This is a genomic window from Planococcus sp. FY231025, assembly GCF_052078085.1.
Classification (GTDB): domain Bacteria; phylum Bacillota; class Bacilli; order Bacillales_A; family Planococcaceae; genus Planococcus.
This window is the reverse complement of record NZ_JBQJJG010000008.1, coordinates 42,010-68,067: the sequence shown is the minus strand read 5'-3', so window position 1 is coordinate 68,067 and position 26,058 is coordinate 42,010. Positions and strand designations below refer to the sequence as shown.

22 protein-coding genes are annotated in these 26,058 nt (G+C 49.7%); all 22 read right to left on the bottom strand.

What is annotated here, in order from left to right; all coding sequences use genetic code 11:
* Window positions 1-11: 11 nt before the first annotated feature.
* The 22 genes from ACTL32_RS12030 to topA all read right to left on the bottom strand — a co-directional run bounded on the left by ACTL32_RS12030 (window position 12) and on the right by topA (window position 26,036).
* Window positions 12-290: a DUF503 domain-containing protein gene (locus ACTL32_RS12030; RefSeq protein WP_441341712.1), complete on the bottom strand. Its 279-nt coding sequence runs from the start codon at window positions 288-290 to the stop codon at window positions 12-14.
* The gene (infB, locus tag ACTL32_RS12025; protein WP_441341711.1) at window positions 287-2,632 is read right to left on the bottom strand and encodes a translation initiation factor IF-2; all 2,346 of its coding nucleotides are present in this window, start codon (window positions 2,630-2,632) and stop codon (window positions 287-289) included. Before infB ends, ACTL32_RS12030 begins: the two co-directional genes overlap by 4 nt.
* Before the next feature lie 4 nt (window positions 2,633-2,636).
* Window positions 2,637-2,972 (bottom strand): YlxQ family RNA-binding protein, encoded by a 336-nt coding sequence (locus tag ACTL32_RS12020; protein WP_377339401.1) that lies wholly within the window; start codon window positions 2,970-2,972, stop codon window positions 2,637-2,639.
* The gene (gene rnpM / locus ACTL32_RS12015; protein WP_204892486.1) at window positions 2,972-3,253 is read right to left on the bottom strand and encodes an RNase P modulator RnpM; all 282 of its coding nucleotides are present in this window, start codon (window positions 3,251-3,253) and stop codon (window positions 2,972-2,974) included. Before rnpM ends, ACTL32_RS12020 begins: the two co-directional genes overlap by 1 nt.
* Window positions 3,254-3,273: 20 nt before the next feature.
* Window positions 3,274-4,404 carry a transcription termination factor NusA gene (gene nusA, locus ACTL32_RS12010; RefSeq protein WP_204892487.1) on the bottom strand — a complete coding sequence of 377 codons (1,131 nt, stop codon included), beginning with the start codon at window positions 4,402-4,404 and terminating at the stop codon, window positions 3,274-3,276.
* A gap of 22 nt (window positions 4,405-4,426) precedes the next feature.
* Window positions 4,427-4,912 carry a ribosome maturation factor RimP gene (gene rimP, locus ACTL32_RS12005; RefSeq protein ID WP_441341710.1) on the bottom strand — a complete coding sequence of 162 codons (486 nt, stop codon included), beginning with the start codon at window positions 4,910-4,912 and terminating at the stop codon, window positions 4,427-4,429.
* Window positions 4,913-5,036: 124 nt separating this feature from the next.
* Window positions 5,037-9,350 carry a PolC-type DNA polymerase III gene (locus tag ACTL32_RS12000; protein WP_441341709.1) on the bottom strand — a complete coding sequence of 1,438 codons (4,314 nt, stop codon included), beginning with the start codon at window positions 9,348-9,350 and terminating at the stop codon, window positions 5,037-5,039.
* A 203-nt stretch (window positions 9,351-9,553) separates the two neighbouring features.
* Window positions 9,554-11,257, bottom strand: a complete 1,704-nt coding sequence (locus ACTL32_RS11995) for a proline--tRNA ligase (RefSeq protein ID WP_441341708.1) — start codon at window positions 11,255-11,257, stop codon at window positions 9,554-9,556.
* A 33-nt stretch (window positions 11,258-11,290) separates the two neighbouring features.
* Window positions 11,291-12,550 carry an RIP metalloprotease RseP gene (rseP, locus tag ACTL32_RS11990; protein WP_441341707.1) on the bottom strand — a complete coding sequence of 420 codons (1,260 nt, stop codon included), beginning with the start codon at window positions 12,548-12,550 and terminating at the stop codon, window positions 11,291-11,293.
* Between the two features lie 41 nt (window positions 12,551-12,591).
* On the bottom strand, window positions 12,592-13,737 hold the full coding sequence (dxr, locus tag ACTL32_RS11985) for a 1-deoxy-D-xylulose-5-phosphate reductoisomerase (protein ID WP_441341706.1): 1,146 nt from the start codon (window positions 13,735-13,737) through the stop codon (window positions 12,592-12,594).
* Window positions 13,738-13,753: 16 nt separating this feature from the next.
* Window positions 13,754-14,545 (bottom strand): phosphatidate cytidylyltransferase, encoded by a 792-nt coding sequence (locus ACTL32_RS11980; RefSeq protein ID WP_441341705.1) that lies wholly within the window; start codon window positions 14,543-14,545, stop codon window positions 13,754-13,756.
* Entirely contained in the window at window positions 14,542-15,309 is a 768-nt protein-coding gene (locus ACTL32_RS11975; protein ID WP_377339621.1) for an isoprenyl transferase, read from the bottom strand. The genes ACTL32_RS11980 and ACTL32_RS11975 overlap by 4 nt, the downstream gene beginning before the upstream one ends.
* 178 nt (window positions 15,310-15,487) lie before the next feature.
* Window positions 15,488-16,045, bottom strand: coding sequence for a ribosome recycling factor (frr, locus tag ACTL32_RS11970; RefSeq protein ID WP_204892495.1), 558 nt, complete (start codon window positions 16,043-16,045; stop codon window positions 15,488-15,490).
* Entirely contained in the window at window positions 16,045-16,770 is a 726-nt protein-coding gene (gene pyrH / locus ACTL32_RS11965) for a UMP kinase (RefSeq protein WP_204892496.1), read from the bottom strand. Before pyrH ends, frr begins: the two co-directional genes overlap by 1 nt.
* Window positions 16,771-16,849: 79 nt before the next feature.
* The gene (gene tsf / locus ACTL32_RS11960; protein ID WP_204892497.1) at window positions 16,850-17,734 is read right to left on the bottom strand and encodes a translation elongation factor Ts; all 885 of its coding nucleotides are present in this window, start codon (window positions 17,732-17,734) and stop codon (window positions 16,850-16,852) included.
* Between the two features lie 87 nt (window positions 17,735-17,821).
* Entirely contained in the window at window positions 17,822-18,538 is a 717-nt protein-coding gene (gene rpsB, locus ACTL32_RS11955) for a 30S ribosomal protein S2 (protein ID WP_204892498.1), read from the bottom strand.
* A gap of 308 nt (window positions 18,539-18,846) precedes the next feature.
* A complete protein-coding gene (gene codY, locus ACTL32_RS11950; RefSeq protein WP_441341704.1) occupies window positions 18,847-19,626 on the bottom strand; it encodes a GTP-sensing pleiotropic transcriptional regulator CodY in 780 nt (259 codons plus the stop codon).
* An 86-nt stretch (window positions 19,627-19,712) separates the two neighbouring features.
* Window positions 19,713-21,110 carry an HslU--HslV peptidase ATPase subunit gene (gene hslU, locus ACTL32_RS11945; RefSeq protein WP_441341703.1) on the bottom strand — a complete coding sequence of 466 codons (1,398 nt, stop codon included), beginning with the start codon at window positions 21,108-21,110 and terminating at the stop codon, window positions 19,713-19,715.
* Window positions 21,107-21,655: an ATP-dependent protease subunit HslV gene (gene hslV / locus ACTL32_RS11940; RefSeq protein ID WP_204892501.1), complete on the bottom strand. Its 549-nt coding sequence runs from the start codon at window positions 21,653-21,655 to the stop codon at window positions 21,107-21,109. Before hslV ends, hslU begins: the two co-directional genes overlap by 4 nt.
* A 15-nt stretch (window positions 21,656-21,670) precedes the next feature.
* The gene (xerC, locus tag ACTL32_RS11935) at window positions 21,671-22,564 is read right to left on the bottom strand and encodes a tyrosine recombinase XerC (RefSeq protein WP_441341702.1); all 894 of its coding nucleotides are present in this window, start codon (window positions 22,562-22,564) and stop codon (window positions 21,671-21,673) included.
* Window positions 22,565-22,636: 72 nt separating this feature from the next.
* Window positions 22,637-23,947, bottom strand: coding sequence for an FADH(2)-oxidizing methylenetetrahydrofolate--tRNA-(uracil(54)-C(5))-methyltransferase TrmFO (trmFO, locus tag ACTL32_RS11930; protein WP_441341701.1), 1,311 nt, complete (start codon window positions 23,945-23,947; stop codon window positions 22,637-22,639).
* Between the two features lie 19 nt (window positions 23,948-23,966).
* Window positions 23,967-26,036, bottom strand: coding sequence for a type I DNA topoisomerase (gene topA, locus ACTL32_RS11925; RefSeq protein WP_441341700.1), 2,070 nt, complete (start codon window positions 26,034-26,036; stop codon window positions 23,967-23,969).
* Window positions 26,037-26,058: the final 22 nt, after the last annotated feature.

Sequence of the window (26,058 nt, the reverse complement as noted above, 5' to 3'; positions counted from 1 at the left end):
TCACCTCGTTCTTACAAATATTCTTGGTGAACTTCAAGGCACTCCCAAGAAGGATTGCTTTCCAGGAACTGCAGGACCCGCGCCATCTCCTTGTCCGCCATATCTTTTGAAGAAGATACGGTGACAAATGCGAGGCGCGTCCGCTGCCAAACGTTCTGGTGGTCAATTTCCGCTCCTGAAACGTTGAATTTCTGTCTTGCCCGGGTCAGCATGCTTTTGACAACCGCCCGTTTTTCTTTTAGCGAATGCGCAACCGGAATGAAGAACTCACATTCCATGTATACGATCATTTGCGTTCGATTTCTTCCATTACGAACGCTTCGATAATATCGCCTTCTTTGACATCATTGAAGTTCTTGATCGTAATTCCGCATTCATAGCCTTTTGCGACTTCTTTTGCGTCATCTTTAAAGCGTTTCAATGTGTCGATTTCGCCTTCGAATACGACGATGCCTTCACGGATAACACGCACGCCGCTGTCGCGGGTGATCTTGCCTTCCGTTACATAGCTTCCGGCAATTGTACCCACTTTCGATACTTTGAACGTGCTGCGGATTTCCGCTTGTCCAATGATTTTTTCTTCGAATTCAGGGTCAAGCAAGCCTTTCATAGCGAACTCGATTTCCTCGATCACTTTATAGATGATGCGGTGCAGACGAATGTCGACGCCTTCAGCTTCTGCCGCACGTTTCGCATTGACATCCGGACGTACGTTAAAGCCGATAACGATGGCGTTGGATGCTGCTGCAAGCGATACATCCGATTCCGTGATGGCGCCGGCGCCTGTGTGGATGATCTTGACGTTTACGCCTTCAACATCGATTTTCATCAATGAAGCAGCCATCGCTTCAACGGAGCCTTGGACATCCGCTTTAACGATCAAGTTCAATTCTTTCATTTCCCCTTGTTTCAACTGGTCAAACAAATTGTCCAATGTTACGCGGGTTTTTTCTGAACGCTGAACTTGAAGAGCGGAAGTTGCACGGGTTTCGCCGACTTGGCGAGCCGTTTTCTCATCTTCAAACACCACGAAACGGTCGCCAGCTTGTGGCACGTCGTTCAAACCGGTAATCTCTACTGGTGTTGATGGACCAGCGTCTTTAACGCGGCGGCCCAGGTCATTGACCATCGCACGTACTCGGCCATATGTGTTACCGACAACAATCGGATCGCCGACATGGAGCGTTCCATCCTGGACAAGAAGGGTCGCGACTGAACCGCGTCCTTTGTCCAGTTCTGCTTCGATGACGGTACCGATGGCACGGCGTCCCGGATTGGCCTGCAATTCGCCTACTTCTGAAACCAAAAGGATCATTTCAAGCAACGAATCGATGCCTTCGCCTTTAAGTGCAGAAATCGGAACGAAAATCGTTTCGCCGCCCCAAGCTTCCGGCACTAGGCCGTGTTCGGTCAATTCCTGCATTACCCGGTCCGGGTTAGCGCTCGGCTTGTCCATTTTGTTCACGGCGATGATGATCGGTACTTCTGCAGCTTTTGCGTGATTAATCGCTTCGACGGTCTGGGGCATTACGCCGTCATCAGCCGCTACAACGATAATCGCGAGATCCGTCACTTTCGCTCCACGTGCCCGCATCGTTGTAAAGGCTGCGTGGCCAGGAGTATCCAGGAACGTGATTTTCTTGCCGTTTTCGACGACTTGGTAAGCGCCGATATGCTGTGTGATCCCGCCGGCTTCGCCAGCTGTCACTTTCGTGTTGCGGATCGAATCCAGCAACGTTGTTTTCCCGTGGTCAACGTGCCCCATGATCGTAACGACCGGTGGACGTTCTTGCAGAAGCGCTTCATCTTCAGCTTCGAAATAGACTTCAAGATCCGATTTATCCACCAGGATCTCTTCTTCCACTTCAACTTCATATTCCGCACAGATCAATTCAATTGCATCTTTATCAAGCTCTTGGTTGATGGTCGCCATCACGCCGAGCATGAATAATTTTTTGATGATTTCAGAAGGCTCGCGCCCTAATTTTTTCGCCAATTCACCGACCGTCAGCGATTCGCTGAACGTGATTTTCGCCGGCAGTTCTTTCTCTCTTTTCGGCATTGGCGGCAGCGGATTTACCGGCTGCTGGTTTTTGCCTTTGCGGTTGCGGTTTTGGCCGCCGCGGCCTGGTCCTCCGCCGCCTGGACGGTTGTTGCGCTGTCCTGGGCCTGCAGACGGTTTAGCTGCTTTCGGCGTGAAGTTTGAGCCTTTTGCAGGTGCCGCTGAACGGCTCTGCCCTTGCCCGCCGCTTTGCGGACGGGATTGCCCTTGGCCAGCAGGACGCGATTGCCCGCTGCCTTGTGGACGGGATTGCCCTTGGCCTGCCGGACGTGATTGTCCGCCGCCTTGTGGACGGGATTGTCCCTGTCCAGCAGGACGCGATTGTCCGCCGCTTTGTGGACGCGACTGCCCTTGCGGACGGGACTGTTGGTTCTGCGGACGGCTCTGCGCCTGCGGACGCTGTCCTTGTGCAGGTTTTTTGTAAATGCCGTCCAATTTTGAAACAGCATTGTCCTCTAATGTTGCCATATGGTTGGCCACTTCAATATTCAGCTTAGATAACTGGTTGATAATCTCTTTGCTCGGTTTGTCTACTTTTTTAGCGTATTCATGTACTCGAATTTTGGTCATCTGCTCACCCCCGGTTAATTTCTTCAAACAGACTCGATAGTTTTTTCGCAAACCCCTGATCGGTGATTGCAACCACTACACGTTCTGTTTTGCCTATTGCATGCCCAAGCTCGAAACGCGTTCCGAAAACTTGGAGATCCACGTTGTACGAATTGCATTTATCGTGCAATTTCTTGCTGGTATTTTCTGAAGCGTCTTCGGACAATATGACCAATTTCGCATTGCCGCTCCGGACTTCAGCCACTGCCATCCCTTCCCCGGACGTTGTCATCCGGGCACGGGTAGCCAATCCTAGAATTTGCAGGATCTTCTCTTTTGTTTTCATTTGTTCTGTAGACATTATTTTTTCAACTGCTCTCTTTGGACCACGCGAATCAATTCGTCGTAGACTTCAGCCGGCACTTTCGCCTCCAGCTGGTTATCCAGTACTTTCTTCTTGCGTGCCAGTTCAATCGCATCTTCCGACTTGGAAACGTAAGCTCCACGGCCTGACTTTTTGCCGGTCAGGTCAACGGATACTTCGCCTTCTTTCGTACGGACGACCCGGATCATTTCTTTCTTAGGATGCATCTCGCCTGTAGCCACACACTTCCGAAGCGGAATTTTCTTTTGCAGTGCCAAAGGACATCACCTTTTCCCGGTTATTCTTTCTCTCCATAAAAATCGAAGTCTTCAAAGTCTTCTTCATTCGACTCCGCCAACTCGATCGATGCATTTTCATTCGGGTAGATTCCCATTTCGCGTGCATCAGTCTCACTCTTGATGTCGATTTTCCAGCCAGTCAGCTTGGCGGCAAGGCGGGCGTTCTGGCCCCGTTTGCCGATTGCCAATGACAATTGATAGTCAGGAACGACAACCGTCGTCGATTTTTCATCTTCATTCACTTGGACATCAAGCACTTTCGAAGGGCTAAGCGCATTGGCCACAAAGACCACAGGCTCTTCAGACCATTCGACAATGTCGATTTTCTCACCGCTCAACTCATTGACGATTGTTTGGACGCGGGCGCCTTTAGCTCCGACACACGATCCGACGGGATCGATGTCTTCGCGGTGGGCGACTACCGAGATTTTCGAACGGTCGCCTGCTTCGCGTGCGATCGATTTGATCTCGACGATGCCTTCGTAAATTTCAGGAACTTCGTTTTCGAACAGGCGGCGCAGCAATCCCGGATGCGTTCTCGATACGAACACCTGCGGTCCGCGCGTCGTGCGCTCGACTTTCGTGATGTAGACTTTGATGCGGTCATGCGGCTGATAGGATTCGTTCGGCATTTGCTCCGTCTGCGGAAGCACCGCTTCCACTTTCCCGAGGCCGACGTAAAGATTGCGTGCATCCATGCGTTCAACGATGCCGTTGACAATGTCATCCGCACGGTCGACGAATTCTTCGAATATCAAGCCGCGCTCCGCTTCGCGTACGCGCTGCGTGACGACTTGCTTGGCTGTTTGTGCTGCGATGCGCCCGAAATTGCGCGGCGTCACTTCTTCTTCCACTACATCGCCAAGCTCGTATGCCGGGTTGATCGCTTTCGCATCTTCAAGCGAGATGTGCAGGCGCTCATCTTCCACTTCTTCAACGACATCTTTCCGCGAGTAGACCAGCATCGTGCCTGTACCCAAATTCAAATCCACACGCACGTTCTGCGCCTGGTTGAAATTGCGTTTGTAAGCTGTAACCAAAGCGGCTTCAATCGCCTCGATCAATACATCCCGTGAAATCCCTTTTTGCTTTTCCAATGCATCCAATGCATCCAATAACTCGTTGCCCATTATTTTATCACTCCTAAGTTCTTCAATCAGGTTTTGCAGAAAAATCAATGGCGAGCCGGATGACTGCAATTTTCTTGCGGTCAATGACAATCGTCTTTCTGCGTGTCTTGATCTTGATTTCTATTTCGATTTCTTCGTCATTGTAAGACAGCAAATACCCTTCAAATTCTTTTGAATCCTCAATCGGTTCATACGTCTTGATGTAGATGAATTTGCCGCGTGCCTTCTCGAAATCCTTCTCCTTCTTCAGCGGGCGCTCTGCGCCTGGCGAAGAAACTTCAAGGAAATAGTTCTGCTCGATCGGGTCGAGCTTATCCAGGATTTCGCTCAATTTTTCGCTGACCAGCGCGCATTGATCGATGTCGATCGGCGCTTCCGGATTGTCCACGTAGACGCGGAGGAACCAGCTGCGGCCTTCTTTTACGAATTCCACATCCACCAGTTCAAGTCCAAGTTCTTCCGTGATGGGCAATGCGATTTGTTCGATTTGTTCTGTAATTTTACTCATACATGCCTCCCGCCAATTTTATGCCATAACAACAGAAAAGAGCGGGAGAACCCACTCTTCTGTGACAGAGCTATCAATAAATGTTACTACAATAATACCATGAATCCCGGTGCAGTGCAAATCCTTAGAACAGCGAAAGCTGGTTGGCATCCGGCATGCCTTCTAGGCAGCCGTGGTCATCCATGTATTCGATGATTGTCTTCGATACACGCCCGCGCTGCTGGAGGTCCTCTTTCGACAGGAACGTCCCTTGTTCGCGTGCCGCAACGATGGATTTGGCCGCATTCGTCCCGAGTCCCGGTATGGCGTTGAACGGCGGAATCAAGCTTTTGCCGTCAATGATGAATTCATCCGCAGATGATTTGTACAGGTCCACTTTCTGGAAGGTGAACCCGCGTTCCACCATCTCGAGCGCCAATTCCATGACCGTCATCAAGTTCTTCTCTTTTGTGGAAGCTTCCAGCCCTTTGGCGTTGATTTCATCCACTTTTGCCCGGATCGAGGACGACCCTTTCGCCATGGCGTTGACATCGAAATCTTCAGCCCGCACCGTGAAGTACGCTGCGTAATAAAGGATCGGGAAATGCACTTTGAAATAAGCGATTCGCACCGCCATCAATACATAGGCAGCCGCGTGGGCTTTCGGGAACATGTACTTGATCTTTTTGCACGATTCGATGTACCAGTTCGGCACGCCTTCTTTCTTCATGGCTTCTTCCATTTCAGGCGTCAGCCCTTTCCCTTTCCGGACCGACTCCATGATCTTGAACGCAAGTGATGATTCAAGGCCCTGATAAATCAAATAAACCATGATATCATCCCGGCAGCCGATTACATCGGAAAGCTGGCATGTGCCGTTTTGGATCAATTCCTGGGCATTGCTCAGCCATACGTCAGTGCCGTGTGAAAGCCCTGAAATCTGGACAAGTTCCGAGAACGTTGTCGGTTTGGTTTCTTCAAGCATCTGGCGCACAAAGCGCGTACCGAATTCAGGGATGCCGAGCGTCCCCGTCTTGCAGCCGATCTGCTTTTCCGTCACGCCGAGCGATTCGACGCCCGAGAAGATTTTCATGACCTCCGGGTCGTCCGTCGGAATCGTCTTCGGATCGATGCCGGAGAGATCCTGCAGCATGCGGATCACTGTCGGATCATCGTGCCCGAGGATATCGAGCTTCAACAGGTTGTCGTGGATCGAATGGAAGTCGAAATGTGTTGTTTTCCATTCGGAATCCTGAGCATCTGCCGGAAATTGAATCGGCGAGAAATCATAGATGTCCATGTAATCAGGTACAACGATAATGCCCCCCGGGTGCTGGCCGGTGCTGCGCTTAACGCCGGAGCAGCCTTGGACCAGCCGGTCGATTTCTGCTCCCCGGAGCGTCATATCGCGGTCATTGGCATAGCCGCGGACATAGCCGTAAGCCGTTTTCTCGGCAACCGTGCCGATCGTTCCTGCACGGAACACATTGTCTTCCCCGAACAATTCCTTCGTGTAATTATGGGCTCTTGCCTGATAGTCGCCACTGAAGTTCAAATCGATATCGGGAACCTTGTCCCCTTTGAATCCGAGGAACGTTTCAAAAGGAATATCCTGTCCTTCTTTTTGGAACGGGATGCCGCAGTCCGGACATTCCTTGTCCGGCAAATCGAAACCGGAGCCGACAGAGCCGTCATCGAAGAACTCGGATTTCTTGCACTTGGAACAGATATAATGCGGCGGCAAAGGATTGACTTCCGTGATTTCCGTCAACGTCGCCACAAGCGACGACCCGACGGATCCGCGTGAACCGACCAGATAGCCGTCATCCAGCGACCGTTTAACAAGTTTATGGGAAATCAGGTAGATGACCGCGAAGCCGTGGCCGATGATCGATTTCAATTCCTTCTCGATGCGCGCTTCGACAATTTCGGGAAGCACTGGCCCGTATATCTGATGCGCCATATTATAGCTCAGTTCGCGGACTTCTTCATCGGCACCTTCGATTTTCGGTGTATACAGGTCGTCTTTGATCGGTTTTACCGTGTCGATCATATCGGCAATTTTATTGGAATTCACAATGACGATTTCGCGTGCCGTCTCTTCTCCGAGAAACTCGAATGCATCCAGCATTTCATTGGTCGTGCGGAAATGCACTTTCGGCAATTTATGCCGGTTGAGCGGATTGGCCCCGCCTTGGGAGCCGATCAGCACCTGGCGGAAAATCGCATCTGTTTCATCCAGGTAATGGACATTGCCCGTCGCAACGAGCGGGATTTCCAGTTTCCGGCTGACTTTCACAAGTTTGCGGATAACATCTTCCAGATTCCATTCATCGCGGATCAGTTCCCGCTCGATCAGATGCGAATAGACTTCTTTCGGATGCACTTCCAAGTAATCATAGAACCCTGCGGTCGCTTCGACTTCTTCCATCGACTTTTGCATAACGGCTTCGAACACTTCGCCTTTGTCGCAGCCAGAGCCGACAAGAAGCCCTGCCCGGTGGCGCTGCAGAAGCGAGCGCGGAATGCGCGGCACGCGGTAGAAATAGTTGATGTGAGAAGCCGAAACCAGCTTGAACAAGTTTTTCAGGCCTTCGTCGTTTTTGGCGAGCAGCGTGACGTGCGTCGGACGGGCCCGCTTGTAAGCGTCGCCGATTCCAACGTAATCATTCAGCTGGTCGTGGTAAAGGATGCCTTTTTCGTGCGCTTCCTTCAATAGATGCGTCAGCAAATAGGAAGTTGCTTCGGTATCGTAGATCGCCCGGTGATGCTGGGTCAATTCGATGCCGAATTTCTTCGCCAAAGTGTTTAGGCGGTGGTTCTTCAATTCCGGATGCAGCATCCGCGCGAGTTCCAGCGTATCGATGGTTGCATGCTTCTTGTCGATGCCGTATTTTTTATAGGCGACATACAGGAAGCCCATATCGAACGAGGCATTGTGCGCGACCATGATGTGGTCGCCTGCCCATTCGTAGTAATTGCGGATCACTTCTTCCACTTCGGGAGCGTTTCTGACCATATCATCCGTGATGCCGGTCAGGTCGATTGTCGTCGCTGACAGCGGATGGTGCGGATTGGCAAAGCTTTCAAATTTATCGATGATGTTGCCGCCTTTGATCTTAACGGCAGCGAGTTCGATGATCGTGTCGTAGACGGCCGACAAGCCGGTCGTCTCCAAGTCGAATACCACAAAGGTCTCTTCTTCAAGCAGTGCATGCCGCTCTTCGTATGCGATCGGCACGCCGTCATCGACCAGGTTCGCTTCCAAACCAAAAATCGCTTTGATGCCGTGCTTTTTGCTTGCGGCATAAGCGTCCGGGAATGACTGTACGCCCGCATGGTCGGTGATGGCGATGGCCGGATGGCCCCATTTCGCTGCTTGGGCGACAAGTGAATCAACAGACGATACGGCGTCCATTGCACTCATCGGCGTGTGCAGGTGCAGCTCAACGCGCTTTTCGTCTGCCGTGTCCTGCCGGCGGGCAGGGTTCACTTCCACCATGTCCTGTGCCATCATGACCAAGTCGCGCACGAACGTATCCATCTGGATCGAGCCGCGCGCTTTCAGCCACATGCCTTTTTTGACGCCGGCCATGAGCTCTGCATCTTCTTTGTCGCGGGAGAACATTTTCACCAGGATCGAATCGGTGTAATCGGTCATCTTCACCGTCAATAGTGAACGGCCGCTCCGGAGTTCACGTACTTCCACATCAAATACAAAACCTTCGATCGTGATGCGGCGCTCTTCTTCCGTGATGGATTTGATCTCGGCAATGGTTTCGTCCGGCTTGATGGCAATCCCCATCTGGAACGGGCCTGATGGTGCGCCGTTCTCTTTCCGGTCGGTTTCCCGTTTTTTCATATCGGCTACGGCTCTTTTCGCCATAGCCTCTTCTTCCGCCAAGCGCTCTTGCATGAACGCCTGATGGGCGGCTTCAGCCTCGCCGTTTTCTTCGGCTAATTTAAAAGCGACCGCGACATGCGGAAACCCGAATTGCTGATAGGCCGCTGCCAGTTTATCGCTGTATTTCGACGTCAATGCCATCATTTCATGTTCATGGCTGCAGCACAGAATCAGCTTATTGCCGTTCCATTCCGGCACTTGCGCAAGCAGCTGATTGCGCAGCGGCGGCGCCATGTCCGAGAATTCTTCCACCACATAACGCCAATACTCCATGACGAGTTCGCCATCCGCTGAAGAAGATTCGCTTTCCAGCGAAAGCTGGACATTGGCAATGGTGGCAAAAGTAGCATTTAAACGCTCTTTCAATAAAAGAAATAATTTCAGCGGCAACGTCTCTTTCACCTTGATGAGAAAGCGCCATGTACGCTCTTTTTTATGCACTGTCATCCGTGTCAGTTCAGCCTCTTCGAAAAAAGGCATATGTACATCGTCTGTTAAGTCGAGATGCTGCAGCAGAAGGTTGAATCGCATCTTTGGATCTTGCTCGTTTGTCATAATTATCCCCTTCGATACAGATTTTTTAAAAGGTGCTGCTGTTTTATGGGATATCAGCTGACACTCTTATATATTCGTATTGAAAACATTGCCCTATATGCGCCGTTCCTGCGCTCCAAAACTTGTTCGGATGGACAAGTATAACAGAAAAAATAAAGGAAAGTACAAGTTGTACTTTCCTTTAATCATATCAGATTATCCGATTATTTTTTAAAGAATTGCTGCAGATGATCGAGCAGTTCTTCACGTTTCCACTCGAAAGTCTCGCCCGTCCGGCGATATTTCACTTCCAGAATTCCTTCAGAAGCTTTTTTGCCGACTGTGATCCGCACCGGCATGCCGATCAGATCCGCATCTGCGAACTTGACGCCTGCGCGTTCAGCCCGATCATCCAGAAGGACTTCGTAGCGGTAGGATTTCAACAATTTGTACAAGTCTTCCCCTAATTCACGCTGGGTTTCGTCTTTCATGTTCACAGGCACAATGTGGATCTCGTAAGGCGCGATTACATCCGGCCACGTGAATCCTGCATCGTCCTGGAATTGTTCAGCTACTGCGGCCATGACGCGTGAGACACCGATTCCATAGCAGCCCATGATGTAAGGCATTGCTCTTCCCTGGTCATTGAGGAATGTCGCCTTCATCGGCACACTGTAGGTCGTGCCCAATTTAAAGATATGGCCGACTTCAATCCCTTTGGCAAATTGGATCGTCCCTTCGCCGTCCGGTGACGGGTCTCCCTCTTGGATAAAGCGCAGGTCGGCATAAGTGTCGACCGAAAAATCTTTTCCTGGCGTGACGTTTGCCAAATGCTGGCCGTTTTCATTCGCTCCGGCCACACCGTTGACAATTGCTTTGACGGCATGGTCCGCATAAACGCGTACTGCCGGCGGCAAGCCGATAGGACCGAGTGAACCGATTTCACAATTCAACAGCTCTTGGACTTCTTCCGGTGCAGCAAGCTCCACGATTTTCGCTCCGGTCGCATGCTTCACTTTCACATCGTTGATGTCATGGTCGCCTCGTGCCAGGACAACGACAAAATCGTCATCTGTCTTGAAGACCAGGGTTTTGATGCATTTTTCCGGTGTTGTATTCAGGAATGCAGCAACATCCGCAATCGTTTTTTGATCAGGCGTTGCCACTTTCTCCATCTCTTTCGGCGCTTCCTCCGACTTTGGATAGTCGACATTGACCGCAGCCATTTCAATATTGGCGGCATAGCCTGAACTGTCCGAATAAGCAATCGTGTCTTCGCCGATTTCTGACAGCACCATGAATTCATGGTTGTCTTTACCGCCGATTGCTCCGGAATCCGCAATGACTGCTCGGAAATTCAATCCGAGGCGGGTGAAAATATTGGTATAGGCCTGCATCATCACATTATACGTTTCGTCCAGGCTTTCAGGCGTCGCGTGGAATGAATAGGCATCTTTCATCAGGAATTCACGGCCGCGCAGCAATCCGAAGCGCGGGCGTTTTTCATCGCGGAACTTGGACTGGATCTGGAACAGGTTCAGCGGCAGTTTCTTATAGGATTTGATTTCATCGCGCAAAAGGCTCGTAATGACTTCCTCATGCGTCGCACCGAGCGCAAATGCACGGTCATTCCGGTCTGTAAGCCTCATCAGCTCATCGCCATACGAATACCAGCGGCCGGTTTCCTGCCAAAGTTCAGCTTGCTGAAGTGCCGGAAGGAATACTTCCACACTGCCCGCCGCTTCCATTTCTTCACGGATGATGGTCTCCACTTTCTGGAGGACGCGCTTTCCGAGCGGAAGGAACGAATAGATGCCGCTTGTGTTTTGGCGGATAAAGCCTCCGCGCAATAAGAGCTGATGCGATTTTACATCCGCATCAGCCGGTGTTTCTCTTAATGTTGGGATAAAAGTTGCTGTTTGTTTCATTCCGGAATGCACCTCGACTGACTATTGAATTTTTTAGAAGAAGAATTTTTGGATATCGTTCCATGTAACGATGATCATGAGCAGCATGAGCAGCATGATTCCTACAAAATGCACCATGCCCTCTTTTTGGCTGTCCACCGGTTTTCCGCGAAGCGCTTCAAGGATGAAGAACATCAAGCGCCCGCCGTCCAATGCCGGAAGCGGCAGCAAGTTCATGATTCCTAAGTTGATGCTGAGCATACCCGCCCAGCTCATCAATGTGAAGATGCCGTATTTCGCAACTTCTTCCGTCGTTTTATAAATTCCGACCGGCCCCGACAAGGCATCGATCGTGAACTGCCCGGTTACGAGCATGCCCAGCAAACGGAAGATTTCTTTGAACCAAAAGATGGTCTGTTCAGCACCGTATACGAATGAGCCGAAGAAATCCTTTTCCAGCGGACTTTGGTACAGCACGCCGATAACGCCGACTTTTTCCGGAGATTCTTCAGAAACTTCCGGTGTGATCGTAAACGCCATCTGCTCTCCGCCGCGCTCCACTTCGAACTCGAGCGGATTCCCTGCATTTTCCTGTACGATGCCGACAAGCTCGTTCCAAGAAGCGATCGCTTCTCCGCTAATGGCCGTGACCAAGTCGCCGTCCTGCATGCCGGCAGCTTCTGCCGGACTGTCTTCCGCCACTTCTGTAATGACAGGTTCATTGGTCGGAATGCCTTGCATCAAGGCAATCGCTGTAAAGATGAAAAATGCCAGGATGAAATTGAATAGCGGGCCAGCCAAGATCGTCATGAACCGGTGCCCGACGCTTTTCGAATTGAACTGGCGGTCATATGGGGCAAGAATGGTTTCTTTGCCGTTCTCTTCCACAAGTGCCTCACGGGCCACCTCGATGCGGACGAATTTCTCGTCTTCATCGTACCCTTTGATGTACAGCTCTTTTTCCAGATCGGCTTCTTCCACTTCCAGGAACAAGATATCCGGATGCATCGTCTTCTGGTTCATGATGACTTTCGTCGCCACGCCGTCTTTGTTCAACAGGACGCCGATGCGGTGGCCGGCTTGGATATGGATAGCATCCATCTCTTCACCCGCCATGCGCACGTAGCCGCCGATCGGCAGCAGACGCACGGTGTAAAGTGTCTCGCCTTTTGTGATCCCCAATATTTTCGGCCCCATGCCGATTGCAAATTCCCGCACCAATATGCCGGCGCGCTTCGCGAAAAGGAAATGGCCGAGTTCATGGAAAAAAACCAGAGCACCGAAAATTATGATAAACGCTAATACTGTTTCCATTCAAACCCATCCTTATTAACCTTTTTCGGTTTTGTCTTAAGCTATTTTAGCATGTTTTTAACGGATTTTCTTGTTTCAGCGTCTACCTCTAAAATTGTCCCCAAGTCCGGTTTTGATACCGTCTTATGGCTGTCCATGGCACTTTCGATCATTTCCTCGATCTGCAGGAACTTAATTTCTTCATTCAAAAACATGGCCACTGCCTGTTCATTCGCCGCATTGAAAACGGTGGTCATCGTACCGCCTTCGCGCCCGGCATCAAATGCCAATTGCAATGCCCGGAACCGTTCGTAATCCATTTCCTGGAAATTCAATTTCCCGATTTCCGCCAAGTTGAGGCGTTTCGCTTGAGGACGCGGCAGGCGGTCCGGATAAGTAAGGGCATACTGAATCGGAACACGCATGTCGGGCGTCCCCAATTGGGCCATGACGCTCGTGTCCTGGAATTCCACCATGGAATGGATGATGCTTTCCCGGTGCAGGAGGACATCAATGTCGTCATATGCGAAATTGAAAAGCACGTGCGCTTCAATCACTTCCAGCCCTTTGTTGACCATACTTGCGGAATCGATTGTGATTTTCGCTCCCATGGACCAGTTCGGATGCGCCAGCGCTTCCTTCACAGTGACATGCTGCAATTGATCACGGGTCAAATCGCGGAAGCTGCCGCCGGAAGCTGTTAAGATCAGCCGGCTTGCCTGTTCGAGCTTTTCCCCGTTCAAGGCTTGGAACAGCGCTGAATGTTCGCTGTCCACCGGCAAAATTTTCGCACCATATACAGAAGCGCTTTCCATGACGAGATGCCCGGCTGTCACCAATGTCTCTTTATTGGCGATGGCGATCGTACGGCCGAGTTTGATGGCCTCGAGTGTCGGCTGAAGCCCGACGCTCCCGATGACGGCATTGACCAGGACATCTGCATCGTATGTAGCGGTCTCGATCAGGCCTTCACTGCCTGAAACGACAGAAACGCCCGGAAATTCGCTACGCAAAGCGGCAGCATCTTCTGCCCCTTGCACGCAAACGATTTCCGGCCGGAATTCCCGAATGATGTCTCTTGCCATTTCTATGTTTTTCCCGGCTGAAAAGCCGGTTAATTGGAACTTATTCGGATGTTCCCTTATGATATCTGCTGTCTGCACACCGATCGAACCAGTGGCTCCGAGCAAGATGATGCTTTTGCGCATTCAGAAGCTCCCTTTCTTAAATGAAATGTAAAAAGTGCAGCAGCGGCATGACGAACAGGATGCTGTCGAAGCGGTCCAATATCCCGCCGTGCCCGGGCAAAATATGTCCGGAGTCCTTGACGTTGAAATGCCTTTTAAGCGCAGATTCGACCAGATCGCCGAGCTGCCCGAAAATCGATGCTGCGATGGTGACGATTACAATGATAAGAATCGATTTGTCCAAATCGACGAAATAATTCAAAACGAGCGCCACAGCGATCGCCCAGATAATGCCGCCCACAAATCCCTCGATTGTTTTGTTCGGGGAGATTTCCGGCCATAATTTGCGCTTGCCGATTTTCCGTCCGGTGAAATAAGCCCCTGAATCGGTGAACCAGACCACTAATAAGGCATAGACAACAAAAGCTAGCCCTTCGATGCGTGTTTCGATGAAATAGTAAAATCCGACGCCGATATATAAAGTACCTAATATAGCAAATGCGGCATCGTCAAATGTAAAGCTGTTTTTGACCACCACCGTATGGATGAGCAGCAGAATGACCGCAATAAAGGCAAATTCCACTTTGACATATCCGGTGAGTTCATAGATGTGAACTGCCCATTCGTCCGGCATCATAAATGCATACAAAGCGATCAGGGAGATCAGCCCGGGGATGCTAAACAAGCTTCTGCCTTTCATATTCAACAGTTCCTGCAGCCCGACGGTTGCGAGTGCGAACGTCATCAGAATAAACGGGATCCCGCCGTAGATGACGAACGGAATGAAAAGAGCGGCCGCAATGATTCCAGTAATGATGCGCTGTTTCAATTTGCTTCTTCCCCTTTCAATCCTCCAAACCGGCGATTCCGTTTCTGGAAATCTTCAATCGCTTCAAGCAGCGATTCTTCTCCAAAATCCGGCCATAAAGTTTCGGTGAACCAGAATTCCGTATACGCCAACTGCCAGAGCATGAAATTGCTCAGGCGGACTTCCCCGCTTGTACGGATCAGCAAATCCGGCTCCGGCAGGTCATTTGTCATCAATCCGGCTGTAATATGGTCTTCCGTGATATCTTCAAGATTCAACGTGCCAGCTGCAACTTGCGCTGCGATGTTTTTTACTGCATCAACAATTTCTGCACGGCTGCCATAATTCAAAGCAAAATTCAGCACAAGCCCGGTATTGTCTTTGGTCGCTTCCTTCGCTTTGCGGATCGCTTCCAGTGTATGTGCAGGCAAGTTATGGTGGTACCCCATCATTTCAACCCGGACATTCTCTTCGATCAATTCCGGCAGAAACACCGATAGGAATTCTTCCGGCAAACGCATGAGGAAATCCACTTCCATTTTCGGGCGCTTCCAATTCTCAGTTGAAAAAGCATAAAGCGTCAAAACGCCTACGCCCAGTTCGTTGGCCAGCTTCGTGATTTTGCGCACCGTCTTCATACCTTCATGATGGCCCGCAACCCGCGGAAGAGACCGCTTTTTCGCCCATCGACCATTTCCATCCATGATGATGGCGATATGGGATGGAACACCCATTGCTGCAACTTCTGAAACGAAGCCTTCATTTTCAATTGCAGGATCTGCCATCCTTTTTAATAATTTATTGAACATATTTTAATCCTCCACCTATTGCAAATCGGCATGTCTAAAGCTTATCATATCAAAAAAAACAGGGTTGTGCGCTTTCTTTCTGGCTGTTGCCACATTTTTGGCAGAAAAAAAGCGTCCTGCTAGACAGGACGCTTTGCGTGATTAAAAGTTCTGTTTAAACTTCCATAATCTCTTTTTCTTTGTCTTTCGCCACATCATCGATTTTCGCAATGTACGAATCCGTCAATTTCTGAACGTCGTCAGAATAGCTGCGCAAATCATCTTCTGTGATTTCACTTTTCTTCTCAAGCTTCTTAAGATCATCGTTCGCATCGCGGCGAATGTTGCGGATTCCGACTTTCGCTTCTTCCGCTTCTTTTTTCACTTGCTTGACCAGATCCTTGCGGCGCTCTTCTGTCAATGCCGGAATCGCCAGGCGGATGACAGAGCCATCGTTCGACGGGCTCAACCCAAGATCAGACTTCAGGATCGCTTTTTCGATGTCGCCCAAGACCGATTTGTCGTAAGGCTGGATCATGATCAAGCGTGCTTCCGGTACGGAAACACCGGCCACTTGGTTGATCGGAGTAGGTGCACCATAATAATCCACTGTCAATTTGTTTAGAATTGAAGGGTTTGCGCGTCCAGCACGGATGGAAGAAAGTTCACGTGAAAAAGCTGAAAGTGCGTTTTCCATTTTCGTCTTCGTATCGTTCATCACTGTTTTTGGCATTATAATGTTCTCCTCACCACTGTCCCGATTTTTTCACCGAGAACAGCCCGTTTTATATTTCCGTTTTCCATAATTGAGAATACTACGAGTGGGATGTCATTGTCCATACATAGGGTAGAAGCGGTGGAATCCATGACCTGCAAGCCTTGCTGGATGACGTCGAAATACGATAATTCTTCGTATTTCACTGCATCCACGTCTGTTTTCGGATCCGCTGAGTAAACGCCATCCACATTGTTTTTAGCCATCAGAATGACATCAGCTTCAATTTCTGCAGCGCGCAGTGCAGCTGTCGTATCGGTTGAGAAGTAAGGATTGCCGGTGCCTGCCGCAAAAATGACAACACGCTTTTTCTCCAAGTGGCGAATCGCCCGTCTGCGGATATAAGGTTCGGCTACCTGGCGCATTTCAATAGAAGAAAGCACGCGGGTTTCGACGTCCTGTTTCTCCAAGGAATCTTGCAGCGCCAGAGAATTCATCACTGTTGCGAGCATTCCCATATAATCTGCAGTGGCACGGTCCATGCCCATTTCAGAGCCGATCTTGCCTCTCCAGATATTGCCGCCGCCGACCACAACTGCCACTTCCACACCAAGTTCCACTACATCTTTCACCTGGCTAGCCACCGATTTGATGATTTCAGGAGATAAACCGAATCCCTTTTCCCCAGCCATCGCTTCTCCACTAAGTTTTAATACAATGCGTTTATATTGTTGAACACTCATCGGTACCCTCCATTACACTTTTATTGAAAAATAGGGAACACATGCTGTGTTCCCTGGGTGGATCATATGCTTTTCGAACTTATTTTTTGTTGACTTGGCTCATAACTTCATCAGCAAAGTTATCTTCGCGTTTTTCGATGCCTTCGCCGACTTCGTAGCGGATGAATTCTTTTACTGTTCCGCCAGTTGAAGCTGCAAAGTCACGTACTTTCTGGTCAGAGTTCTTAACGAACGCTTGGTCCAAAAGGCAAACGTCTTCGAAATATTTGCCAAGGCGGCCTTCAACCATTTTCGCAACGATGTTTTCTGGCTTGCCTTCGTTGAGAGCTTGCTCAGTCAAGATTTTGCGCTCGTGTTCAACTTCGTCAGCTGACACTTCGTCGCGTGAAACGTATTTCGGGTTCAAAGCAGCGATATGCATCGCGATGTCGCGTGCAGCTTCTGCGTTTGTAGAGTTTTCAAGTACAACCAATACTGAAATGCGGCCGCCCATGTGCAGGTAAGGACCGAAAGCGTCAGCATCTGTTTTTGTGCGGATTTCGAAACGGCGCAAAGTGATTTTTTCACCGATCTTCGCGATTGCGTTCGAGATGTGGTCAGCAACAGTCAAGCCGTTTGACATTGTTGAAGCAGTAGCTTCTTCAATTGTAGCTGGCTTCGTGTCGATCAAATGCTCGCCCAATTCTTTTACAAGTGTCTGGAAGCCTTCGTTTTTAGCAACGAAATCAGTTTCCGCGTTCACTTCGTAGATTACAGCTTCGTTGTCTTTCACAAGGATGTTTGTAATCCCTTCAGCAGCAATGCGGTCTGCTTTCTTAGAAGCGCTTGAAAGGCCCTTTTCGCGCAAGAAGTCGATAGCTGCGTCGATGTCGCCATCTGTCTGCACTAGCGCTTTTTTGCAATCCATCATACCTGCGCCTGTTTTTTCACGCAATTCTTTTACCATTTGTGCTGTAACTGCCATGATTGAATTCCTCCTTAGGATATGAACAATTTCTCAAAAAAAGGTGATAAGTGGGTTTCGCCGCTTATCACCTGTAACACTTGTGAATTACTCAGCAGCTTCAGCTGGAGTTTCTTCGTCTTCTTCCGGTTTAGACTCAAGCAAAGCGTCCGCCATTTTACCAGTTAAAAGTTTAACAGCGCGGATTGCATCGTCGTTTGCAGGAATTACATAATCGATTTCATCAGGGTCGCAGTTTGTATCAACGATACCTACGATCGGGATGTTCAATTTCATTGCTTCTGCAACAGCAATGCGTTCTTTGCGTGGGTCAACTACGAACATAACGTCCGGCAGTGAACTCATATCACGGATACCGCCAAGGAATTTAACAAGGCGTTCGTGTTCTTTTTTCAATTGAACTACTTCTTTTTTCGGTAGAACTTCAAAAGTTCCATCTTCTTCCATGCGCTCGATCTGTTTCAAACGGCTCACACGTTTTTGGATTGTACCGAAGTTTGTAAGTGTTCCACCCAACCAACGCTGGTTGATGTAGTAGTTGCCAGAACGTTCAGCTTCTTCTTTGATCGCGTCCTGAGCTTGTTTTTTCGTTCCAACGAATAGTACTTTACCGCCTTCTTCGCCCACTTGTTTCATGAAGTTATAAGCTTCTTCCAATTTGCGGACTGTTTTTTGAAGGTCGATGATGTAGATACCGTTACGCTCAACGAAAATATATTTTTTCATTTTCGGGTTCCAACGGCGAGTCTGGTGGCCAAAGTGTACACCAGCTTCAAGCAATTGTTTCATAGAAATTACTGACATGTGTGTTTCCTCCTGATAGGTTATTTTTTCCCTCCGCATTCTTCTTCTCTGTACCGTTACTTTTGAAAAAGCACCTGCGGCACAAATCCGAATGCGTGTGTATTTAACACCATTTGAAATTATACCACGGCCCTCATACGGACCGCAACAAGTTTCTCTTATAAATTAGCGGAAACGCTTCGGGCATTCGCTTCCCACTAATTCATCTGGATAGTTCATTTAGAATACGGAGCACCGGAACGATGAAGCCAGCAAAGAAAGCAAAATAAAAAAGCACCGGAAAGGATCCGGCGCTTTAGATTTTATGCTTAGTTCATTTTCAATTGTTCAAGCTCTGCAAGGAATTTCGTGTTCAATACTTTGATGTATGTCCCTTTCATCCCAAGCGAACGTGATTCGATAACGCCGGCACTTTCAAGTTTGCGGAGTGCGTTGACGATTACAGAACGTGTGATGCCGACGCGGTCAGCGATTTTTGAAGCGACAAGCAAGCCTTCGTTGCCGTCCAGCTCTTCAAAAATGTGCTCGATCGCTTCAAGCTCACTGTATGAAAGCGAAGAAATCGCCATTTGAACAACCGCTTTGCTGCGTGCTTCTTCTTCAATGCGGTCGCCTTTTTCGCGAAGGATCTCCATGCCGACTACAGTCGCACCGTATTCGGCAAGAATAAGGTCATCGTCATGGAATTCTTCTTTGACGCGGCCAAGTAGCAATGTGCCCAGACGCTCGCCGCCGCCGATAATCGGAACGATCGTAGTCAAAGCATCTTTAAACAATTCACGCTCTTCGACAGGGAAGATTGTGTGTTCACTGTTTACATCAAGGTTAGCAGACGTTTCAGTGATGTTTGAAAGGTTTTGTGTGTATTCCAACGGGAATTGGCGCTCTTCGAGCATCCCTTTCATGCGTTCGTTTTCGATTTGCTGGCTGACAGCAAATCCTAGCAATTTACCTTTACGGCTAACTACGAACGTGTTGCATTCAATTACTTCGCTCAATGTCTCAGCCATGTCTTTAAAGTTCACAGGTTTCCCTGCCGCTGCTTGAAGCATTGAGTTGATTTTTCTTGTTTTTTCCAATAAATTCATTTAAATGAACCTCCTACGGTTTTCATGCAGTATTTATTAAATATTCTAAAGGTTTTTACTCTTTAAAGATACTGAAACGCCTTGAATTACAGGATAAATTGTGACAAATCTTTGTTTTTTGCCACATTTTCAAGCTTTTCATTCACATATTGAGGCGTGATGTCGATTTGGGCAGGCGAAATTTCACTTGCTTCAAATGACAGCTCCTCCAATAAGCGTTCTAAAATGGTGTGAAGCCGTCGGGCACCGATATTATCGGTCTCCTGGTTCACATCATAGGCGATTTCAGCCAGTCTAATAATTGACGCATCATTGAAGTTTATCACAACTCCCTCTGTTTCGAGAAGTGCTTTGTACTGATTTATCAATGAATGCTTCGGTTCTGTTAAGATTTTGACAAAATCATCAACTTCCAGCTTCTGCAGCTCCACGCGGATCGGGAAGCGCCCTTGCAATTCCGGAATCAGATCGGACGGTTTGGACATATGGAATGCCCCTGCTGCCACAAACAGCACATAATCGGTCTTCACGGCGCCGTATTTCGTGTTGATGGTCGATCCTTCCACAATCGGAAGAATATCGCGCTGCACGCCTTCGCGCGAAACATCCGCCGAAGATGAGCTGTTCTTGCTCGCAATCTTATCCATCTCATCGATGAAGATGATGCCCTGCTGTTCGGTCCGCTCGATGGCTTCTGCCGCCACTTCCTCGTCATCAACCAGTTTAGCCGCCTCTTCAGCAGCCAGTATCCGGCGTGCTTCTTTCACTTGGACTTTGCGTTTTTTCTTTTTCTTCGGCATCAAAGAAGACAAGGCGTCCTGCATATTCGCACCCATCTGCTCCATTCCCGAACCTTGCAGGGCGTCAAACATACTCGGAATGTTTTCCGAAACTTCAACAGTCAGCCAGTTTTCTTCCAGCTTTCCAGCTTTGAGGTCAGCTGCAATTTCACGGCGCTTGACCCGCACTTCCACTTCAGCCACCGGATCTTCCTCTTCCTGGTCCATCTTCTGCCCGAAAAGCATTTCGAGCGGATTCTGGCCATTCGGCTTTTTCTTCAAGGAAGGGGCGAGCAATTTGACGATGCGGTCGTTCGCCGCTGCTTCCGCCTGCTCTTTCACCGCTTCAAAACGCTCTTCTTTGATCATGCGGACAGCCGCTTCCACCAGGTCGCGCACCATCGATTCCACGTCCCTGCCGACATAGCCGACTTCCGTGAATTTGGTCGCTTCCACTTTAACGAAAGGGGCACCGGTCAGTTTGGCGATCCGGCGGGCGATTTCCGTCTTGCCGACGCCTGTCGGCCCGATCATCAGAATATTTTTCGGTATCACTTCATCGCGCAATTCGTCATCGAGACGGCTTCTGCGGTAGCGGTTGCGGAGTGCAATCGCGATGGAGCGCTTCGCATCTTTCTGCCCGACAATATACCGGTCCAGATGGTCTGTGATTTGCCTAGGAGTCAGATCTTGCTGTTTTTTCATTTCGCCAGCTCCTCCACTACGATTTGATGGTTGGTGTAGACGCAAATATCCGCTGCTGTCTCCAGTGCAGACTGGGCGATTTCATAAGCAGTCAGTTTGTCGCCTGCATATTTCTTCAATGCACGGCCGGCTGCCAGTGCGTAATTCCCGCCCGAGCCGATGGCCAGGATCCCGTCATCAGGCTCGATGACTTCCCCGGTTCCGGAAACCAACAGAAGCTCATCTGCATCCATGACGATCAGCATCGCTTCAAGCTGGCGGAGCATCTTATCGCCGCGCCATTGCTTTGCAAGTTCGACTGCTGCGCGCTGGAGGTTTCCGTTGTATTCCGTCAGCTTGCCTTCGAACATTTCAAATAGCGTGAAGGCATCCGCCACGGAACCCGCAAATCCGGTCAATACTTTGCCATTGTATAGCCTCCGCACTTTCCGCGCCGTGTGCTTCATGACAACTGCATTGCCGAATGTCACTTGCCCGTCGCCGGCCATCGCGCATTCCCCGTTATGCCGTACTGCAAATATCGTGGTTGCATGAAATTCGTGCATTTGGATATCCCCTCTCTAAGCTCTTGGATGTGAATTCAAATAGGTCTTCCGTAAATGCTCTTTTGTAACATGAGTATAGACTTGGGTGGAACTCAGATGTGAATGGCCCAAAAGTTCCTGGACCGTCCGCATGTCCGCCCCGTTGTTCAATAAATGCGTTGCGAACGTGTGGCGGATCATATGGGGATAGATCGCCGAATTGGCGGACGCTTTTTTCATGCATTCGTTCAGTATATGGCGGATGCCGCGGTCCGTTACCGGTTCGCCGCGGTTGTTGACGAATAAGCTTTGGTGATCCTGCTTCTTCATCAGCTTAGGACGCACTTCTTCGATATAATGTTCCAAGGCATCGTGTGCAAACCCGCCATACGGAATGTAGCGCTCTTTGCGGCCTTTCCCCATGACTTTGACGATATGCATCGTCCGGTCAAGATCCTGCATCCGGATCGACACGCATTCACTGACCCGCATGCCGGTCGCATACAGCAATTCCAGCAGCGCGGTGTTCCGTTTGGACAGCTTATCCTCTCCCTGGACCGATTTGAACAGCACTTCCATCTCTTCTTCATAGAAGAATTGGGGCAGCCGTTCTTCTTTCTTCGGGTGATAGAGCGACCGGAAAGCCGCTTCGCTCAGCCCAAACTCCCGGCTGCCATACCGGAAAAAGGAACGGATAGATGAAATCTTCCGGGATATGGTGGTGCGTGACAGCTTCGTTTCATAAAGCTTCGTAACATAATTTCTCGCGTGCAGGTATTCCACTTCCTGCAATTCACCGATTCCTTCCTGTTCCATAAACAGAAAAAAATCCTCCAAGTCTTTCTCATAGTGGTGGACGGTGTGTTCGGAATAATTTTTTTCAAGTTGGATGTAGGCCATGTAAGATTTAAGCAGTCCGTGTTTATCCATTTCTCGTGAGCCCACCTTTTCCGCAAATACAAAAGCCTCTAAATTATAACAACATTTAGAGGCTTTTATCAATTAAACAGTTACGGTATTCATAAAATTGTGAATAGCTTTCAACGCCCGGTCTGCGTGTTTTTCTGCGCGTTCCTGCTTCGATTTGATGCGTTCCCCGAGGTCCGGGAACAGGCCGAAGTTGACGTTCATCGGCTGGAAGTTTTTGCTGTCCGCTTCTGTGATATAGCGCGCCATGCTGCCTAAGGCCGTTTCAGCCGGCATAACGATCAACTCTTCTCCTTGCGCCATACGGGCCGCATTGATGCCGGCCAGCAAACCGCTTCCTGCCGACTCGACATAGCCTTCCACGCCGGTCATTTGCCCGGCAAAGAAGATGGTCGGGTTGGCTCGCAGCTGGTATGTCGGCTGGAGCACTTTCGGTGAATTGATGAATGTGTTGCGGTGCATCACACCATAGCGTACGATTTCCACATTCTCGAGGCCCGGGATCAATTTCAAGACCTCTTTCTGAGGTCCCCATTTCAAATGCGTCTGGAAACCGACGATGTTGTAAAGCGTACCAGCTGCGTCATCCTGGCGCAGCTGGACGACTGCATACGGGCGCTTGCCTGTTTTCGGGTCTTCCAGTCCGACCGGTTTCATCGGGCCAAACGTCAGCGTTTTCTCGCCTCTCGCCGCCATCACTTCAACCGGCATGCAGCCTTCGAAATAAATCTCTTTTTCGAATTCCTTCAACGGAACCACTTCCGCTTCGACGAGCGCTGTGTGGAAGCGCTTGAACTCCTCTTCTGTCATCGGGCAGTTCAAGTAAGCCGCTTCCCCTTTGTCGTAGCGGGATTTCAAGTAGACCTTGTCCATATCGATGCTGTCTTTTTCAATGATCGGCGCTGCCGCGTCGTAGAAGTAAAGATAGTCTTGGCCGGTCAAATCACGGATTTTTTCAGCAAGCGCCGGAGAAGTCAACGGCCCCGTAGCGATAATCGTGATGCCTTCAGGGATTTCTGTGACTTCTTCGTTGATCACTTCAACCAGTGGATGGTTCCGGACTTTATCGGTCACCATGCCGGCAAATTCGTGGCGGTCAACTGCCAATGCGCCGCCTGCAGGGACAGAAGCCTTGTCTGCCGACTCGATGATAACGGAATCGAGCTGGCGCATTTCTTCCTTGATGACGCCTACTGCATTTGTCAATGAATTGGCGCGGAGCGAGTTGCTGCATACCAATTCCGCAAATTTATCCGTGTGGTGTGCAGGCGTCTGCTTCACCGGACGCATTTCATAAAGCCGGACATTGATGCCGCGTTTTGCTACTTGCCAAGCCGCTTCGCTCCCTGCGAGGCCAGCCCCAATTATATTTACATACTTTTCCATTCTGAAACACCTCTATCGATTATTGAACTTCTTCTTTATAGTCGCATTTCGTACACGTAATCTGCACGCCTTTTTTCACTTTTTTCTCTACGAGCAATTCGCTGCATTTCGGGCATGGCCGTTCGATCGGCTTGTCCCATGAAACGAATTCGCATTCCGGGTAGCGGTCGCAACCGTAGAATACGCGGCGTTTTTTGCTCTTCCGCTCGACGATCTCGCCTTTTTTGCATGTCGGACATGTAACGCCGATGTGCTTGACAATCGCTTTCGTATTCCGGCAATCCGGGAAATTGCTGCAGGCCATGAATTTGCCGTAGCGCCCCAGCTTGAACACCATCGGGGATCCGCAAAGTTCGCAGTCTTCCCCTGCAGGCTCATCTTTGATCTGGACTTTTTCCATTTCGTTCTCGGCCACTTCAAGATCTTTTTCGAAATTTTTGAAGAACGCATCGATGATGTCTCTCCATTCGATTTCGCCGTCTTCGACGCTGTCGAGGTCATGCTCCATCTTCGCCGTAAATTCGATGTTCAGAATATCCGGGAAAAATTCAAGAACCAATGCATGCACAATTTCGCCCAGTTCAGTCGGGATGAACCGTTTCGCATCTAGCGCAACATATCCGCGTTTCTGGATTGTGTCCAAGGTCGGGGCATATGTTGACGGGCGGCCTATGCCTAGCTCTTCAAGCGTGCGAACCAGGCGCGCCTCGGTATAGCGCGGAGGCGGCTGTGTGAAATGCTGTTTCGGCTCGATGCCGACAGCTTTTACAATATCACCTTCTGCCATCTCAGGCAAAATATTGTCTTTTTCGTCTTTCTGGTCATCAGTTCCTTCAATATAAAGCTTCATGAAGCCCGGGAATTTCACCTGTGACCCATTCGCCCGGAACACCGCTTCGCCGTTTTGCAGCTCGGCCATCACCGTATCAAGAATGGCAGGCGACATCTGGCTTGCCACAAAGCGGTCCCATATCAATTTATACAATCGGTAAAGGTCCCGGGACAGGATGCTCTTCAGCGATTCCGGCGTCCGCATGACACTTGTCGGGCGCACCGCTTCGTGGGCGTCCTGCGATTTTGCTGATTGTTTGGCCGCAGTCGTTTTCGTGACATAGTCGTCTCCATAATTCTGCGTAATAAAGTCAAGAGCGTCCCTTTTCGCGGTATCCGAAATACGCGTTGAATCCGTACGCATGTATGTGATCAACCCGGTGATGCCTTCTTTCCCGACGGAAATACCTTCGTAAAGCTGCTGTGCCAGCATCATGGTCTTTTTCGCACGGAAGTTCAGTTTGCGGGCAGCCTCCTGCTGGAGGGATGAAGTTGTAAAAGAAGGGGAAGGATTTCTCTTTCTTTCCTTTTTGACAACGCGGTTTACAGTGAAGTCGTCGCCTTTCATGGTGGCCATGACGGCTTTCACGTTTTCTTCATTCTGCAGTTTCGCTTTTTCGTCTGCTGTGCCGTAATACTGGGCTTCAAATTTCTTTTTCGCTTTTTCAAATTCGCCCGTGATGGACCAGTATTCTTCCGGTTCGAAGTCCTTGATTTCGTTTTCCCGGTCGATGATCAAGCGGAGGGCTACCGACTGGACGCGTCCAGCCGACAAGCCTTTTTTCACTTTTTTCCAAAGAAGCGGACTGATGCTGTAGCCTACCAGCCGGTCGAGGATGCGGCGTGCCTGTTGGGCATCCACGAGATCCATATCGATTTTCCTTGGGTGTTTGAACGATTCCTTGATGGCATCTTTTGTAATTTCATTGAATACCACCCGGCAGTCCGAGTCCTGATCCACTCCAAGGGCATGGGCCAAGTGCCATGCAATTGCTTCCCCTTCGCGATCCGGGTCAGCCGCCAGAAAAACTTTTTTCGCTTTTTTCGCTTCTTTTTTCAAATCCTGTAAAATCGGGCCTTTGCCTCTGATCGTGATATACCGGGGTTCGTAGTTGTTTTCTACGTCTACTCCCATTTGGCTTCGGGGCAAATCGCGCAAATGTCCCAATGACGCGCGGACTTTATACTTTTTCCCTAAATACCGTTCAATTGTCTTCGCCTTTGCCGGCGATTCAACAATCACCAAAAAATCCGCCATACTTTTTCCTCCTCATAGAGGT

What these genes read in the sequence shown, in the direction of transcription:
- ACTL32_RS12030 (WP_441341712.1), bottom strand. Translation starts at nt 290, where the DNA reads ATGATCGTATACATGGAATGTGAGTTCTTCATTCCGGTTGCGCATTCG.
- infB (WP_441341711.1), bottom strand. Translation starts at nt 2,632, where the DNA reads ATGACCAAAATTCGAGTACATGAATACGCTAAAAAAGTAGACAAACCG.
- ACTL32_RS12020 (WP_377339401.1), bottom strand. Translation starts at nt 2,972, where the DNA reads ATGTCTACAGAACAAATGAAAACAAAAGAGAAGATCCTGCAAATTCTA.
- nusA (WP_204892487.1), bottom strand. Translation starts at nt 4,404, where the DNA reads ATGGGCAACGAGTTATTGGATGCATTGGATGCATTGGAAAAGCAAAAA.
- rimP (WP_441341710.1), bottom strand. Translation starts at nt 4,912, where the DNA reads ATGAGTAAAATTACAGAACAAATCGAACAAATCGCATTGCCCATCACG.
- ACTL32_RS12000 (WP_441341709.1), bottom strand. Translation starts at nt 9,350, where the DNA reads ATGACAAACGAGCAAGATCCAAAGATGCGATTCAACCTTCTGCTGCAG.
- ACTL32_RS11995 (WP_441341708.1), bottom strand. Translation starts at nt 11,257, where the DNA reads ATGAAACAAACAGCAACTTTTATCCCAACATTAAGAGAAACACCGGCT.
- rseP (WP_441341707.1), bottom strand. Translation starts at nt 12,550, where the DNA reads ATGGAAACAGTATTAGCGTTTATCATAATTTTCGGTGCTCTGGTTTTT.
- dxr (WP_441341706.1), bottom strand. Translation starts at nt 13,737, where the DNA reads ATGCGCAAAAGCATCATCTTGCTCGGAGCCACTGGTTCGATCGGTGTG.
- ACTL32_RS11975 (WP_377339621.1), bottom strand. Translation starts at nt 15,309, where the DNA reads ATGGCAGATCCTGCAATTGAAAATGAAGGCTTCGTTTCAGAAGTTGCA.
- frr (WP_204892495.1), bottom strand. Translation starts at nt 16,045, where the DNA reads ATGCCAAAAACAGTGATGAACGATACGAAGACGAAAATGGAAAACGCA.
- pyrH (WP_204892496.1), bottom strand. Translation starts at nt 16,770, where the DNA reads ATGAGTGTTCAACAATATAAACGCATTGTATTAAAACTTAGTGGAGAA.
- tsf (WP_204892497.1), bottom strand. Translation starts at nt 17,734, where the DNA reads ATGGCAGTTACAGCACAAATGGTAAAAGAATTGCGTGAAAAAACAGGC.
- rpsB (WP_204892498.1), bottom strand. Translation starts at nt 18,538, where the DNA reads ATGTCAGTAATTTCTATGAAACAATTGCTTGAAGCTGGTGTACACTTT.
- codY (WP_441341704.1), bottom strand. Translation starts at nt 19,626, where the DNA reads ATGAATTTATTGGAAAAAACAAGAAAAATCAACTCAATGCTTCAAGCA.
- hslU (WP_441341703.1), bottom strand. Translation starts at nt 21,110, where the DNA reads ATGAAAAAACAGCAAGATCTGACTCCTAGGCAAATCACAGACCATCTG.
- hslV (WP_204892501.1), bottom strand. Translation starts at nt 21,655, where the DNA reads ATGCACGAATTTCATGCAACCACGATATTTGCAGTACGGCATAACGGG.
- xerC (WP_441341702.1), bottom strand. Translation starts at nt 22,564, where the DNA reads ATGGATAAACACGGACTGCTTAAATCTTACATGGCCTACATCCAACTT.
- trmFO (WP_441341701.1), bottom strand. Translation starts at nt 23,947, where the DNA reads ATGGAAAAGTATGTAAATATAATTGGGGCTGGCCTCGCAGGGAGCGAA.
- topA (WP_441341700.1), bottom strand. Translation starts at nt 26,036, where the DNA reads ATGGCGGATTTTTTGGTGATTGTTGAATCGCCGGCAAAGGCGAAGACA.